General features: G+C 46.1%; 11 protein-coding genes. 4 read left to right on the forward strand and 7 right to left on the reverse strand.

The annotated features are described in order from the left end of the window. Positions 1-6: 6 nt before the first annotated feature. Genes plsX through yceD form a run of 3 tightly spaced genes read right to left on the reverse strand, consistent with a single transcriptional unit; the run spans position 7 to position 1,761 of the window. Positions 7-1,047: a phosphate acyltransferase PlsX gene (gene plsX, locus VT06_RS07710; RefSeq protein ID WP_046553721.1), complete on the reverse strand. Its 1,041-nt coding sequence runs from the start codon at positions 1,045-1,047 to the stop codon at positions 7-9. Between the two features lie 6 nt (positions 1,048-1,053). Then, positions 1,054-1,218: a 50S ribosomal protein L32 gene (gene rpmF, locus VT06_RS07715; protein ID WP_046553722.1), complete on the reverse strand. Its 165-nt coding sequence runs from the start codon at positions 1,216-1,218 to the stop codon at positions 1,054-1,056. Between the two features lie 15 nt (positions 1,219-1,233). Further along, positions 1,234-1,761 carry a 23S rRNA accumulation protein YceD gene (yceD, locus tag VT06_RS07720; protein WP_046553826.1) on the reverse strand — a complete coding sequence of 176 codons (528 nt, stop codon included), beginning with the start codon at positions 1,759-1,761 and terminating at the stop codon, positions 1,234-1,236. Between the two features lie 149 nt (positions 1,762-1,910). On the opposite strand from yceD, the gene VT06_RS07725 reads away from it, so the two are divergent. Further along, positions 1,911-2,543, forward strand: coding sequence for a nucleoside triphosphate pyrophosphatase (locus VT06_RS07725; protein WP_046553723.1), 633 nt, complete (start codon positions 1,911-1,913; stop codon positions 2,541-2,543). Here VT06_RS07725 and VT06_RS07730 read toward each other — a convergent pair. Together VT06_RS07730 and rluC are read right to left on the reverse strand one after the other, a co-directional pair. Then, complete coding sequence (locus tag VT06_RS07730) at positions 2,506-3,150, reverse strand: HAD-IA family hydrolase (protein ID WP_046553724.1); 645 nt, start codon at positions 3,148-3,150, stop codon at positions 2,506-2,508. The genes VT06_RS07725 and VT06_RS07730 overlap by 38 nt on opposite strands. Before the next feature lies 1 nt (position 3,151). Beyond that, on the reverse strand, positions 3,152-4,105 hold the full coding sequence (gene rluC / locus VT06_RS07735) for a 23S rRNA pseudouridine(955/2504/2580) synthase RluC (protein ID WP_046553725.1): 954 nt from the start codon (positions 4,103-4,105) through the stop codon (positions 3,152-3,154). Between the two features lie 478 nt (positions 4,106-4,583). Here rluC and rne point away from each other — a divergent pair, with 478 nt between their 5' ends. After that, positions 4,584-7,784 (forward strand): ribonuclease E, encoded by a 3,201-nt coding sequence (rne, locus tag VT06_RS07740; protein ID WP_046553726.1) that lies wholly within the window; start codon positions 4,584-4,586, stop codon positions 7,782-7,784. A 78-nt stretch (positions 7,785-7,862) separates the two neighbouring features. On the opposite strand, the gene VT06_RS07745 is transcribed toward rne, so the two are convergent. Beyond that, on the reverse strand, positions 7,863-9,026 hold the full coding sequence (locus VT06_RS07745; RefSeq protein ID WP_046553727.1) for a DcaP family trimeric outer membrane transporter: 1,164 nt from the start codon (positions 9,024-9,026) through the stop codon (positions 7,863-7,865). Positions 9,027-9,255: 229 nt separating this feature from the next. Between VT06_RS07745 and acs the strand changes: the two genes are divergently transcribed. Both acs and VT06_RS07755 read left to right on the forward strand, forming a co-directional pair. Beyond that, entirely contained in the window at positions 9,256-11,211 is a 1,956-nt protein-coding gene (gene acs / locus VT06_RS07750; RefSeq protein WP_046553728.1) for an acetate--CoA ligase, read from the forward strand. A gap of 108 nt (positions 11,212-11,319) precedes the next feature. After that, a complete protein-coding gene (locus tag VT06_RS07755) occupies positions 11,320-11,994 on the forward strand; it encodes a response regulator transcription factor (protein ID WP_046553729.1) in 675 nt (224 codons plus the stop codon). A 23-nt stretch (positions 11,995-12,017) separates the two neighbouring features. On the opposite strand, the gene VT06_RS07760 is transcribed toward VT06_RS07755, so the two are convergent. Further along, a complete protein-coding gene (locus VT06_RS07760) occupies positions 12,018-15,569 on the reverse strand; it encodes a PAS-domain containing protein (protein ID WP_046553730.1) in 3,552 nt (1,183 codons plus the stop codon). Positions 15,570-15,607 lie beyond the last annotated feature (38 nt).

Genomic DNA, 15,607 nt, shown 5'->3' on the forward strand with positions numbered 1-15,607 from the left:
GCGAGCCTATGCTTTATCAATTAATACCTGTTCCAACCGATCTTTAATTTTGGCGGGCACTTGGTGTTCAACCTCGCGCACAGCTTGTCGGATGGCACTTAAAAATGCGTCTTTGGTCGCATTTCCATGACTTTTCACTACAATTCCGCGCAATCCTATCAGACTTGCCCCGTTGTAGTGGTCGGGGTTCACCCCCTGATAAAGACTTTTTATAAAAGGTTTTAGCAACCAACCGAAAAGTTGAGAGCTCTTTCTCTGCCGTAAGCTGGTTTCAAAGCGGCGTAAAATGAGTTTCGCCACCCCTTCACAGGTTTTTAATGCCACATTGCCAACAAAACCATCACAGACAATCACATCCGCCTTACCGGAAAAAATATCATCACCTTCAATGTAACCAATGTAATTAATGTCGTTACAGCTGGATAGCAATTGTGAGGCGCGCTTTATTTGATCTGAGCCTTTAATTTCTTCTTCGCCCATATTCAGTAAGGCTACTTTGGGGAAATCGATACCGACAACCTCTTCGGCCATAACTGCGCCCATCACGGCAAACTGAAATAAAGTATCGGCATCGCAATTTACCGTGGCACCCAAATCCAGCATATACACCGGGTTACCTTTACAACTGGGCAAAACACTGATTAAAGCCGGGCGTTCAACACCATTGAGCATTTTTAACACGTAGTGCGCCATAGCAATTAACGCACCGGTATTACCCGCACTAACACAGGCTTGCACCGTGCCCTGCTCGACCAGATCCAACGCCCGGCGCATAGAAGAATCGCGTTTGTTACGCAGCGCCACCGACGGTTTATCGGCCATGCTAACGTCATTATTGCTGGCAACCAGAGTTAATTGCGGGTGAGGAAAACTATTATAGAAACTGAGTTGCTGTTCCAGCAAGGTAATATCGCCGCACAACATTAAATTTAGATGAGGAAATTCTGCAATCGCTGCCAGGGCGGCAGGTATAGTAGTTAGGGGGCCGTTATCGCCCCCCATCATGTCTAAAGCAAGGTTACACTTTAGTGGTTGCACCAGGTGCATCCAAACTTATATTACTTTACGGCCTTTGTAAAAACCATCGGCAGTAATGTGGTGACGACGATGCGTTTCACCCGTAGTTGAATCAACTGACAACGTAGGGCCAGTTAACGCATCGTGAGAACGACGCATGTCACGACGTGCACGAGATTTTTTGTTTTGCTGAACAGCCATTGTTTTTCTCCTAAATTACTTTTTTTTCAGTTCTTGCAGTATGGCAAAGGGGTTTGGTTTTTCTGGTTCTGGCCCTATGTCTCCGAAACTCATTGCATCAGCACTGAGATTACAGTCAGCAGCATCATGCATCGGAAACAGCGGTAATGCCAGAATAAGTTCATCCTCAACCAACTGCCGTAAATTTATTTCGCCGTGCTCGTCACGAACAATAACGTCGTAACTCTCCGGAATTAACGCCAGAGCGGCATTGTCATCCCCTTTAACCGGGGTATATATAAAACTACTTTCTAGTGCCAGTAGCATAGTTTCGCCACAGCGCTCGCAACACACACTAACACTGCAGCTGGCAGTACCTTGCAATACCGCTAAACCTTGTTGATCTGTTGCGCATTCAATTCTTACAGCTACTTCACCCTGTTTTATCACAAGGCTTTCTGTTAACCGGATTAAAGATTGCAACGGCAAGATGCCATCAAAAGTCGACCGCTTTTGGGCGGCTTTAACCGGGTCAAACGTAACGGGAATTTTCAATTTTTGCATAAGGCGCGCATGATATAGAACCCAGCCCCCGCTGTCAAAGGGTTGCCACAGTTTTTTATACTTTTTATTAGCGAATATAATTAGCGGCTTTGTTAAACACCCTATAGCTTGGCATAATAACAATTATTCAGAATAAAACCGAGCCGTCAATGAGCATTTCCGAGTTACCTGCACTGTATTTAGCATCTACTTCAGTATATCGGCGTCAATTATTAGCTAAATTAACGCCGCATTTTACTACTATTAAGCCAGACGTTGACGAGACAGCACTGCCAGGTGAAGATGCTACCACTCTGGTAAGCCGGCTGGCCCTGACCAAAGCCAAGGCAGTTGCCGCTACCTTAAGCCACGGGCTGGTAATAGGTTCTGACCAGGTCGCGGTATTTAAAAACCAGATTATCGGTAAACCTCATACCCGGGACAATGCCATCGCACAGCTCAGCCAGTTTAATGGTAACAGTGTCACGTTTTTAACCGGTCTGGCACTCGTTAATGTCCAAAGTGGCCAATGCCAGGTTATCGTCGAACCGTTTACAGTATGCTTTCGCCAGCTTACTCAGCTGGAAATTGCAATATATGTTGACCGAGAACAACCGTTTGACTGTGCCGGTAGTTTTAAAAGTGAGGGGCTAGGTATTAGTCTGTTTAGTGCCATGCAAGGTAATGACCCAAACAGCCTGATAGGCCTGCCACTTATTAAGCTGTTACAGCTGCTTAATAATGAAGGTGTTAATCTGCTTACACTTAAATATGAGCCAGCAAAGCCGGTAAATTGTCAATAATAGCTTTAGGCTGATACTGGCCAAGCACATCAGCACCGTGCACACCATGAGTTACCCCTACCCGCGGCATATTAATAGCTTGTGCCATTTTCATGTCATGGCTGGTATCACCGACCATAATTGCATTCGCGGGCAGAATGTCTAACTGCTGGCTAATTTGTATTAACATATCTGGGTGTGGTTTAGATTGCGCTTCATCGGCACAACGGCTGGTAACAAAATAATGACCAAGACCGGTATCCGCAAACATCCGGTCTAAACCCCTACGGGCTTTGCCGGTAGCAACTGCCAATAAGATATTTTTCTCGGTCAGCGTTTGCAACAACAGCTCTACGCCAGCAAATAAAGGCGACGGGGTAGTATCGTAAAGCGTATAGTGATCGCGATAATGCTCAAACAATTGGCGGCGTTGCTGGCTGTCGGTGTCAGGAAATAATACCGCAAAGGCCGGATCCAGGCTTAACCCAATTATTTGTTTTACCGCATAGTCGCTCGGCACTGCCAGCCCGGTTAAGCCGGCAGCAGCTTGCATTGACGAGACTATGCGGCCAATAGAATCCATTACCGTTCCATCCCAATCGAAAATGACTAAATTGACCTCTGACATACTACTTTCTCGTTAATTTAGTGAGCGCTTTTTCCAATTGCAAATCTAACGGTGCTTCAACCCGCAAGGTGGTTTGCGTGTTTGGATGCATAAAACTTAAACTTTTTGCATGCAAAAACAATCGGTTTAACCCCAACTGTTGCATCTGGCTACTAAAGGCATTGTCGCCGTATTTATCATCGCAGGCTATTGGATGGCCCTTACACGCCGCATGCACCCGAATTTGATGGGTACGCCCGGTAACCGGAAAAGCTTCCACCAGAGTGCCTTCACTGTAACGTTGTAATATCCGAAAGCGGGTTTCAGAGGGTTTACCGTTAATGGCATCCACCTTTACCACCCGCTCACCGGATTGCAGGGTGTTTTTACGCAGCGGTTCTATCACACTGCGCACTTTACTATCCCAGTCACCGCTTACCAGTGCCCAGTATTTTTTTTCAACAGTTTTATCGCGCAACTGCGCGTGTAAATGGGTTAACACCGAGCGTTTTTTAGCGATTAACAAGCAGCCCGACGTATCGCGGTCTAGCCGGTGAACTAACTCAAGGTTTTTTGCTACGGGTCGTAAGGCGCGTAATGCTTCAATAACACCAAACTTTAAGCCACTGCCACCATGTACCGCCATGCCAGAGGGCTTATTCAGTACAATAAGGTCATTATCTTCAAACAATATATGGCTTTCTAACTCACTGACCAAGCTCAATTTAACCGACACCCGATCCGGTTCGGCCGCCACGGTCAACGGTGGAACCCTTACAACATCGGCCTGTTGCAATTTATACTCAGGTTTCACCCGTTTTTTATTAACCCGGACTTCGCCTTTGCGTAAAACCCGATATATCACACTTTTTGGCACACCTCTGAGCCGTGCCAGCAAAAAATTGTCTATACGCTGGCCGATAAAATCGTCTTCGATTTCAAGCATTTGTATCGGTAATCTGATTTCATCCGTCATGCGTTCTAAATACTCTGCTAAAATTACTTTTAAGTTGCTATCCAGTGCAAATTAGTGGGATAATCGTCCGGCTAATTATGCCAAAAGAAGGCAATTAGGGCGCTCATTGTGACATTAAGAGAAACTGTGCGGCACCGTCTGGGGATGTGATCATACCGAAATCGTGGTGAAAACCAACGTTTTTATAGCCCCGGCGTTTAAATAAGCCATTTGCCTGAGGTAATGTTGCGTAATCTGTTACCAATAACGGCAAAACACAGTTTCCAGTAACATGAGCAAAAAGAACAATTTGCTATAACGCAACGCCGAACGGCGGTGTGTTTCAGATTCAAACGAAAACAGATAACTGTAAATAGTGACAATTTGGTTCCCTCAGGTATCCCAGTCGTGAGACTGCATCATTTGATATTTGATAACATCTGAACACCCAGGTGCCCAGTATGGTTGCGTTGTGGCTGCATAATAGAGTCACCCAACAATGAAAAGAATGCTAATTAATGCAACGCAAGAAGAAGAAATTCGCGTTGCTTTGGTCGATGGCCAAAAACTGTATGATCTGGATATTGAAAGCCCAGGCCATGAACAAAAGAAAGCCAATATCTACAAAGGCAAAATTACCCGGGTTGAACCAAGCCTGGAAGCTGCTTTTGTCGATTACGGTGCTGATCGTCACGGTTTTTTGCCGTTAAAAGAAATTTCCCGCGAGTACTTCCCTAAAGGCTATAGCTTCGATGGCCGCCCCAATATTAAAGAAGTGGTAAAAGAAGGTCAGGAAGTTATTATCCAGATTGATAAAGAAGAACGTGGCCAAAAAGGTGCTGCGCTAACGACTTTTATCAGTCTGGCAGGTTCTTACCTGGTATTAATGCCAAACAACCCGCGTGCAGGTGGCATTTCACGACGCATTGAAGGTGACGAGCGTCAGGAACTGAAAGACTCTTTAGGCCAGTTAGAAATGCCAGATGGCATGGGCTTAATTGTTCGTACTGCGGGTGTAGGTAAATCTTACGAAGAGCTGGATTACGATTTAAAAGCCTTACTAAAACATTGGTCTGCTATCACTGAAGAAGCAGCCAAACGATCTTCACCCTTTTTAATTCATCAGGAAAGTAATGTGGTATTTCGCGCTATTCGCGATTACCTGCGCCGTGATGTTGGTGAAATTTTAATTGATAACGCGAAAATTTTTGAAGAAGCCAAAGTTTATATTCAGCAATTTCGGCCAGACTTTGCCCACCGGGTAAAAATGTACGATGGTGAAGTACCGCTGTTTATGCATTATCAAATTGAAACTCAGATTGAAACCGCCTTTCGCCGCGAAGTTCGCTTACCATCAGGTGGCTCAATTGTTATCGATGGCACCGAAGCGCTAACCGCTGTTGATATTAACTCATCAAAAGCCACCAAAGGTGGCGATATTGAAGAAACCGCTTTTAATACTAACTTGGAAGCCGCAGACGAAATAGCCCGGCAGTTACGCCTGCGCGACCTTGGCGGGTTAATTGTTATCGACTTTATTGATATGACGCCAGTGCGTCATCAACGGGAAGTTGAAAACCGCTTAAAAGATGCGGTTAAACATGACAGGGCTCGGGTACAAATTGGCCGCATTTCGCGGTTCGGTTTACTTGAAATGTCACGCCAACGTTTGCGTCCATCGTTGGGTGAATCTGCTGGTCACGTTTGTCCCCGCTGTCATGGTCGCGGCACCATCCGCGGCACCGAAAGCTCGGCCTTATCAATTTTGCGTTTAATTGAAGAAGAAGCCATTAAAGATAACACCAGCCAAATTCATGCGCAGGTCCCTATCTCTGTGGCAACGTATTTGATGAATGAGAAACGTGAATCGGTTCGACGCATTGAAAAACGTAATGGTATCCAAATTTTTATTATTCCAAATGAACATTTGGAAACACCCAATTATGAAGTATCACGCATTCGGATCGATGAAGAACTGGATGATGTTAGCTACAACATGGTTAAAGCCCCTGAAGTTATCAGCAGACCATATCAACCAAGCGTTGAAGTTATTAAAGAAAAACCTGCTGTGTCGGCCATTAATATTGCCCATTCGGCGCCAGCGCGCACCACTGCTGCAACAACACCTGTAGCAGTAGCCACGTCGCAACCCGATTTATTCAGTAAACTCAGCAAATGGTTTAAAGGCTTAATTACTGGCAGTGACGCAAAAACAGAACATGCTAAACAACCTGCCCCACACACTACGGCCCGTAAAGATGAGACGAAAACTCAGCGGGATGGTGGTCGCTACAATCGAGACAATAACCGTGACAATAACCGTGACGGCAGTCGCGATGCAAGCCGTGGTAACGTTGACAACAAAGCAGATGGTAAGAATGACACCACACGGCGCCGTAATAATAAACGTCGTCGGCCTGATCAGATTGAGCAGGTTGTTGATAAAGACGACAGTAACAGTACTACCGCCACGGCGGCACCGGTAAAACAAGAGCGGGCGCCAAGGCCACCTCAAGAGCGGATTAATCGCCCGGCTGAAGCACGTAAACCACAAGCAGAACGTTCTGACGTTGTCGTTACTGAGCATGACGAAGAACCGAAAGAGCGCAGTGTTGCAGCAGAACGTCGACAGCGGCGCAATGCACGTAAATCAGTGCGCTTAACGCAGCATGCTGATGCTACTGTTATTACACCTGTTGTGGTTAACCCAACACTTGATGCAATGCAAGAACCGGTAACTGAGCAAGCGCCAACTGTTCAGGCAGCGCAGCAATTTGACGAATCAGAAGCCAGCACTGCTGCACTAATCACTGAAGATATGCCAGCAACGGCTGACGTTAAAGACGACGCCGCAGCGCCAACGATTGCCACGTTAGATGTGAATGATCAACCGGCCGCTGAAGCAACGACTACGTCGGCAGAGCAAGCTGAAAGTGACAGTGTTGAACCACGTAGCCGCAACCGCCGCTCGCCACGTCACCTTCGGGCTGCGGGCCAAAAGCGTAAAAAAGATCAGCAAGCTGAAACACTAAGCATTACCGAAACACAAAGCACTGCCGAAACAGTAGACAATAGCGAGCAAACTGAACAGCCAGTGGCAGTTAGCGCCGCCAATATGGATGCGGAACCAACCAAACAAGCTGAAGTGATAACCGACACTGTAACAGCTCCTGAAGCTGAGATGCCGAGTACTGCAGATACTCAGCCGGCAACAGAAATGACTAACACGGAAGAAAATCCAGTAAAAGCACCCGCTAAAAGCAGAGCTAAACCTGGTAGACCTCGTGGTCGTCGTAAAGCAGCTGAAGCCGATGCTGAGCAAGCAAAAAGTGACAAAGGAGCAACGACAGATACCGATGTTTCTATCGCTATAGCCCCAGCAGCTATAGAGAAAAACGAACACGCTGCTGCTGAAAAAATGGTATCAGCTAAGCCTTTAGCTGAAACGGTTACTGAAACAGCAGGAGCAGTGACAGCCATAAAAGCCAACCCGGTAAAATCGGCCGGTCGTTTTGGTAATATGGTCGTGGCCGATATGGCCAAGCCCGCGACCAGTACAACCAATACCGCAGCGGCTGACACCCCTGCAGCCGCTGCAGCAGAGCGGCCAGCGGTAAGCAGTTCAAGCCGGCAAGCCGGTTCAGCGTTTGCCCGTCAGGCAGCAAGTGCACCAATGACAAAGCCAGATAAAGCGGAATAAAAAACCCCCCGGTTAACGGGGGATTTTTTAAGTCGATTTTGTTATTTAAAACCAGCGTAATAGCTGGTTTTTTTATTGTTAAAAATCGTATTTGGCGCTAAATTGTAAGCGATTCATATCACCCTCCAAACCAGATTCAACTTCGCGATTTGCAAACTTGTATTCAATACCAAACATTAATTTTTTCGCTGCCTGATAGATCAGATTGGTTGTCCAGCTGCTGGTGTTTTTGGTTACACCTGCGCCGGTAAGGCCGGTATCGTTATCAACACTCAGCATTGAGTACACCAGGTTGCTACGCCACTGATCACTCCAGTTATGCCGGTAGGCAACAGAAAAAGCAGTAGAGTCGATAGCTTCAAGTTCGTTATTAGCGTCTAGCACCGCACCGTTTGCGGTATTAAGACCAATATAACGGCCTACACCTGAGCCGGTAGTGGCACTAAGACGAATGTCATTGTTGTTAGACAACATAATTTTTGCCGTAGCACTCAGTCCAAACGACGAGGTAGTACTGTCAATAGTGGCGGTTTCATAAGCTAATTGCCGTACTAATGCTGACACTGACCAAGTACCCCAATCCACTTTCTGCCCATATTTAAACACCAAATCAGGTATCGCATTATCATCAGTAGTGATCCGGCCACCACCACCAAAAGGCGTTACCGTAGTTTCAGGGTTCTCAATAGCAACTTGAAAGTTACCACTGGTATAACGAATTTGTGCCTGACGGGCAAAAGGCATGGCGTCAGTATTACCGATAAAGTCTAAGGTATCAGGTAAAGCATTCAAATCCATGAAGGTTGACCAGGTTTGACCGAATAACCAGCCATCATAGGTAATAAATGCCTGACGAATACGTGGCGAGTAACTATTGGTTATGCGCTCATCACCACCTGATGTTGCCAGAAAATCCAACTCAATATGGCCACCAACGGTTTTACCGTTTTCAAGCTGAGTGGTTGTTTTAAAGAAAAAACGCGACTGGCGAGCATGAAAGTCGACGGTACCATCTTCATCCACTCCTCCTACCGGAGTAAGACTAGGAATATAAAAATCGCGGCCTATGCCCGTCGCTATCTTACCGTCTGAGCTGTCGGTATACATGGCATCAAGTTTTATATAACCACCAAAGGTCACATCAGTATCACCAATGTTAAAGCCATTAGCCTGGGCACTACCTGCGGTTAACGCCAGCGCTATTGCGACAGCAAGTACACTGAAGGTCTTTCTTTGTCTCATCTGAAGTTCTCCATCTTTATTATTGTAATAACATCTAATGTGTTTTAATAAATTCTGACAATGCAACTTTGGGCGACAGACTTTAAGTTCGCAATTAGCCTTTAGTCGCAGTTAGCGCAAAAGCAAATGCTTGGCTAGACTATGGTCTAATTTCATTTAACGCCGCATTTAGATAGAAAGTAACTTGTTATTATTATTTTACCAACATTGCAGATCCACAGGGGAATCTATGTCACATCCAAGTCTTTATCCGGTGAGTGCAACGGCCAAAGCCAGAACGCATATTACAGATGACGTTTACCAGAGTATGTATCGTCAGTCTGTCGAACAGCCAGAACAATTCTGGGCGGAGCAAGGTAAACGTCTTGATTGGATTACACCCTACAGCAAAATTAAAGAGTCCAGTTTTGAGTTGGGTAAAGTAAAAGTGAATTGGTACAGTGATGGCACATTAAACGCCAGTTACAATTGCTTAGACCGACATTTGGCGACCCGGGCTAACCAGGTTGCTTTCTACTGGGAAGGTGATGAACCAGGAGTACAATCTGAGGTTACTTATCAGCAATTGTATGACCAGGTGTGTAAGCTTGCTAATGGCATGAAATCGCTGGGTGTTACCAAAGGCGATAGGGTTACCATTTACTTGCCGATGATCCCTGAAGCCGCAGTAGCGTTATTAGCTTGTGCCAGAATTGGTGCGGTGCATTCGGTGGTATTTGCCGGGTTTTCACCTGATGCACTAGGTAGCCGGATTGTTGACTGTGATTCAAAATTGGTTATTACCTCTGATCAGGCACTTCGAGGCAGCCGGGCTACCCATTTAAAAGACAATACTGACGCCGCACTTGGTCATCTGGGTAGCGACAGCCCGGTTCAAAATGTCATCGTGGTTAAGCACGTTGGTAAAAATATTGATTTTCATCCTAAACGTGATGTGTGGTATCACGAGCTGGTTGCCAGCCAAAGTAATAGCTGTGAGCCAGAACCAATGAATGCTGAAGACCCACTATTTATTTTATATACCTCAGGCTCAACCGGAACACCTAAAGGCGTACTGCACACTACTGGTGGCTATATGGTGTACGCCGCGATGACTCACCAATATGTATTTGATTATCACGATGGTGATATTTATTGGTGTGCCGCAGATGTAGGCTGGGTAACAGGCCACAGTTATATTATTTATGGGCCGTTGGCCAACGGTGCCAGTAGCGTGATGTTTGAAGGGGTACCCACCTACCCTAGTGTGAAGCGTATAGCTCAAATTATTGATAAATATCAGGTTAATATTTTATACACTGCCCCTACCGCTATTAGAGCGTTAATGGCACATGGTGACAGCCCGGTTGAGGGCGCCAACCTGAGCTCGTTAAAAATCCTTGGCAGTGTTGGCGAACCAATTAACCCAGAAGCCTGGAATTGGTACTATGAGAAAGTTGGCAGCAGTAAATGCCCCATTGTTGATACCTGGTGGCAAACCGAAACTGGTGGTATTTTAATTACACCGTTACCCGGCGCAACGGCGTTAAAACCAGGATCAGCCACCCGGCCTTTCTTTGGTGTTAAACCCGCTATTGTTGACAATGAAGGTAACCAATTATCTGGGGTAGCCGAAGGAAACCTAGTCATTCTCGATAGTTGGCCAGGACAAATGCGCACCTTGTATGGTGATCACGACCGATTCGAGCAAACCTATTTTAGTAACTATGCCGGTGTGTATTTTACCGGTGATGGTGCTAAGCGCGATGAAGACGGCTATTACTGGCTTACCGGCCGGGTTGATGACGTATTAAATATATCAGGTCATCGTCTAGGTACCGCTGAAATTGAAAGTTGCCTGGTAGCGCATGATGCAATTGCTGAGGCAGCAGTAGTTGGGTATCCGCATGACATTAAAGGTCAGGGTATTTATGTGTATGTAACGCCGCGCATAGGTGTTGAACCAAGCGATGAGCTAACTAAATCTATTCGGGCTTGGGTTCGCGAAGAAATTTCCCCAATTGCCACTCCAGATCTAGTGCAATGGGCACCTGCCGGCTTACCAAAAACCCGTTCAGGCAAAATTATGCGGCGCATTTTACGTAAAATTGCGGCGAATGAGCATGACCAACTGGGCGATATTTCTACGCTGGCCGATCCATCAGTAGTTGAAATTTTAGTAAATAACCGTTTAAATCGTAAGTAAGGCTAAAACAGCGTATACTTTACGCTGTTTTTCTCCAGTTGCTGCAAAAAAGGCTGCTATTGCGGCCTTTATAATAATGACAATTCTGGATCTTACCGGGAGATTTATATGGCAAAGCTTATTGTTGCAGACGACCATCCTTTATTTCGTAATGCCCTGATTAATGCGATAAGCAGTACCTTTGTTGCCACAGCGACGGTTGAAACCGACAGCTTTGACACAACCTGCTCTGCTCTGGAGCAACATCCTGATACCGACTTGCTGTTGCTCGATTTACATATGCCTGGTAACTGTGGTTTTCTGGGATTAATTCAGTTACGCAAAAACTATCCCAGTCTACCTATAGTGATCATTTCTGCCAGTGAAGAATTAGACGTTATTCGCCGGGTTATCGCTTTTGGTGCGTCGGCTTTTATTCCTAAGTCAGCTAATCCGATTGATATCAGCACTGCGCTAAATGCAGTACTGGCGGGTGAATTGTGGGTACCCGCTAAGCTGCAAAAAGCCGTGTTTGAAGCACAAAATGCCGGTGAAGATCTGGATCTAGCGGCAAAAGTTGCACAACTTACCCAGCAACAATACAAGGTATTGTATTATTTAACCGAGGGCTGGTTAAATAAACAAATTGCCTATGACTTACATATTTCAGAGGCAACCGTTAAAGCACATATTACCGCGATTTTTCGTAAGCTTGGCTGTACCAACCGAACCCAGGTTGTTATTCAGGCGCAGCGCCTGACATTAGAACCCCCCGTTAACCGGGCTATGGCGCAACAGTACTAATACTGGCGCTATGCCAAGGCTTGTTATAACAAATTACTGCGTTTTAGCATCTTAAAATGATTTAAACTGGCTCTGAGTGCCGCCGGTTTAATTGGTTTGGCCAAATACATTAATCCGGCCGCCTTCGCCAAAGCCGCAAGATCAGCCTGCGGCGAAGCGGAGACTAAAATACCGCCAACATTACCCCAATAATGTTTAATCTGCTGATACAAATCTAAGCCGTTTAAATGTTGGCCTAATTGATAATCAATAAGCATAACATCAGGTGCAGGCGCAGTGCGGGCATAAGCCAATAACTCAGCATCGTCATAAAAACAACTTACTTCCGCTATTTGCCATTGCTCTAACAATACTTTTAACGCAGCAAGATTAGCGGCGTCATCATCAATACACACCACGGTCAAACCAGGTAGAGGCCGCTGAACATGTTGACCAGGTAATGGGAATACCTGACGATAGGGTTGTTTTGCCAGCGGCAGCGTAATGCTGAACAGGGTCCCCTTACCCGGCCAGGAGCGCACAGTAAGTGAGTGTCCAAGTAGTTTTGCCATCCGGTTTACCACACCTAAACCTAAGCCGACCCCTTGTTGCCCTTTCGCCGTGGCATCGATCCGGTAAAAATCTTCGAAAATCCGCGCCAAATCATGTTTAACAATGCCAGGACCAGTGTCCCACACCTGCAGAATGAGTTTATCGCCACGCTTTCGGAAGCCTAGCAGCACGCGGCCTTTTACCGTATATTTAATGGCATTTGACAACATGTTTTGTAAAATCCGTCGTAAATAAGTTGCATCAGTTTGCACGTAATCGTCAGCCATGCGTACCGTTAAGCGTAAGCCTTTTTGACTGGCCAGCAAGCTGTATTCATCAGCAAGTTGTGACAGTAACTCCTGTAATGCCACTGGCTGAACATCAGGTTTCAGTTTGCCATCATCTAATTTCGCAATTTCCAACAAGGTTGATATCAGCTCTTCTGACGCTTTTAAAGAATTATCCAGCTGACACAATATTGCTTTTTGTTGCACCTTCTCTTGTGCACCATTTAACGCCGCTGTAAACAAACGAGCCGCATTGAGTGGCTGCAGAATATCGTGACTGGCGAGTGCTAAAAAGCGCGTTTTAGAGGCATTAGCTTCCTCAGCTTCGGCTTTAGCGTGCAGCAATTGCTGCTCTGTCTGCCGCCGCCGGTCAACCTCAGCTAGCAACTCGTGGTTAATATCAGAAATGGTCTGAGTGCGCTCTTGCACGCGGTCTTCTAAATGTTGTTTGGCTTCTGCCAGAGCTTGCACAGCCGTTACGTGCTCAGAAATATCGGTGAAACTAGTGACAAAACCACCACCAGGGATGGGATTACCACGCATTTCAATGACTCTGCCATCAGGCCGAACCCGCTGAAAAACATGCGCAGTGCCTTTTTCCATATGCATAATGCGTTTATCAACATGCTCATCCGGATTGCCCGGACCACATAACCCCCGCTCGGCATTTAACCTGACAATGTCGGCCACCGAGCGGCCTACTCTGACCATACCCTCTGGGTAACTGAACATTTCAAGATACGCTTTATTCCAGGCAACGAGTTTTAACTCGCGGTCAACCACACTTACGCCCTGACTTAAATGCTCGAGGGTAGAGAATAAAATTTTTCGTGAGAACTGAATTGCCTGAGTGGTATCGTCAAACAAGGTGACAACGTCTTCAAAACCAAGTTGCCGCCCCTCTAACACCGCATTCACCATTGCCGATGCTGATGCAGCACCAATAACACCTGCCAGTTCACGCTCTACATGTTCTACCAGGCCAACACTGGGTAAATCATCCAACTGTAAGCTGATATGTTGTTTGCGGCCAAACTCCACTAAGCACTCTTTCGCCCGGTGTGAACCAACAAAGCGTTCCAGTAAAATTTTTAAGTCAGTGTTGCGAATACGAATGCGCCTTGCCGGGGTATCCTGATGATCAATCGGTAAGTTAGGTTTAACAAACGCTACCGCCTGTAAGCGGTCTTGCAGATTGACATTGGTTAGCATTGAAACCAGCAGGTAAGCCAGGATATTAAACCCCAACGACAGCAATACACCGTGGCTTAAACTGTCCAGCTCGATACCGAACATCGACGTAGGTGACAACCATACTAATCCAGACAAGCCTTGTTGCATAATATCGCTGTTAATCACCCCAGCGTTGACCAACTGCGGTAACATTAGAGTATAAAACCATAGCACTAAGCCCAAACTTAAGCCTGCATAAACGCCCCAGGCGTTGCCGCGGCGCCAGTACAAGCCACCAATTACTGCTGGAGCCAACTGAATAGCCAATGCAAAGGCCATTAATCCGGTTTCTGCCAGTTCATAGTCTCTAGCAAAAATAAGGTAGTAAAAGTAAGATAAGCCCATAACCAGCAAAATCATGGCCCGGCGTACCAGTATAATCAGCATACTGTAATCGTGTGGCATCTCTTTGCGACTATTGGTTTGCAGCAAGCTGGGCATCACCACATCGTTACTTATCATGGTACTTAGTGCCAACGTGGAGATAATAATCATCGAAGTTGCGGCTGAAAACCCCCCAATAAACACCATCGCACTTAAGCTGTTCCAGCCCGATTGTGCCGGGATCAACAACACAAAACTATCTGCCTGTGGCAGCATCGTCGGAAACATTTGCATACCGGCAACGGCTATTGGCACCACAACCACGGTCACTAATAACAGATAACCAGAGAACCAGCGTCTGGCATGGCGTAAATGATGGTGGGAGACATTTTCAACAAAGGCAACGTGAAACTGCCGTGGCAGTAAAAAAACGGCTGCCATCGCCAATATAGTTTTAGTGGTAAACTCTACGATACTCGAGGTAGTGTATTGCGTTTGCAGGTCAGTCGCATGCGCGGCAAACGCACGTAACATATTCTGCTCTTTATCCAATATAAAGACATAAACTGCGATAGCTAAGGTTAATAGCGCAAACAGTTTTACCACTGACTCAAAAGCAATTGCCACCATCACGCCGCGGTTTTGCTCAGTTAAGTGCAACTTACGGGTACCGAATAAAATAGCAAAAAAGGCCATCGCTATAGCACTGAGCAAGGCGCTGTCTTGATACCAATGGTCAACGGTATCAGAAAAATCGCCACCAAGTAATACCTGATATGAACTGGCTACCGCTTTTAATTGTAACGCAATATAGGGCACCACCACGATCAAACAGATGATTGCCACCAGCATGGCAATATTTTTTCGCTTACCGTAGCGGGCTGAAATAAAGTCGGCTACCGAAGTAACATTTTGTTTTTTAGAGACATACAACAACTTAAACAAAAACGGTTGCCCAAAAATAAACAGCAAAATAGGCCCGAGATAAATGGGAATGTAGTCCCATCCCCGTGTTACAGCAGTGCCTACAGCACCGTAGTAAGTCCAGGAAGTACAATACACCGCTAACGCCAGACTATAAATTAACCCACCATACTTTCGTATAAGCCGGTCGTCGGCATGCCGCTCACCCCAGTTAGCAATCCAGAACAACCCACCGACATATAATAGTGCCAATAAGGCGACAGTCCATGCCGTCACGGCATTCTCCTCACGTTAAATATGTCCTACTTTGTGCT

Source organism: Arsukibacterium sp. MJ3 (assembly GCF_000987765.1).
In the GTDB taxonomy this organism is placed as follows: domain Bacteria; phylum Pseudomonadota; class Gammaproteobacteria; order Enterobacterales; family Alteromonadaceae; genus Alishewanella.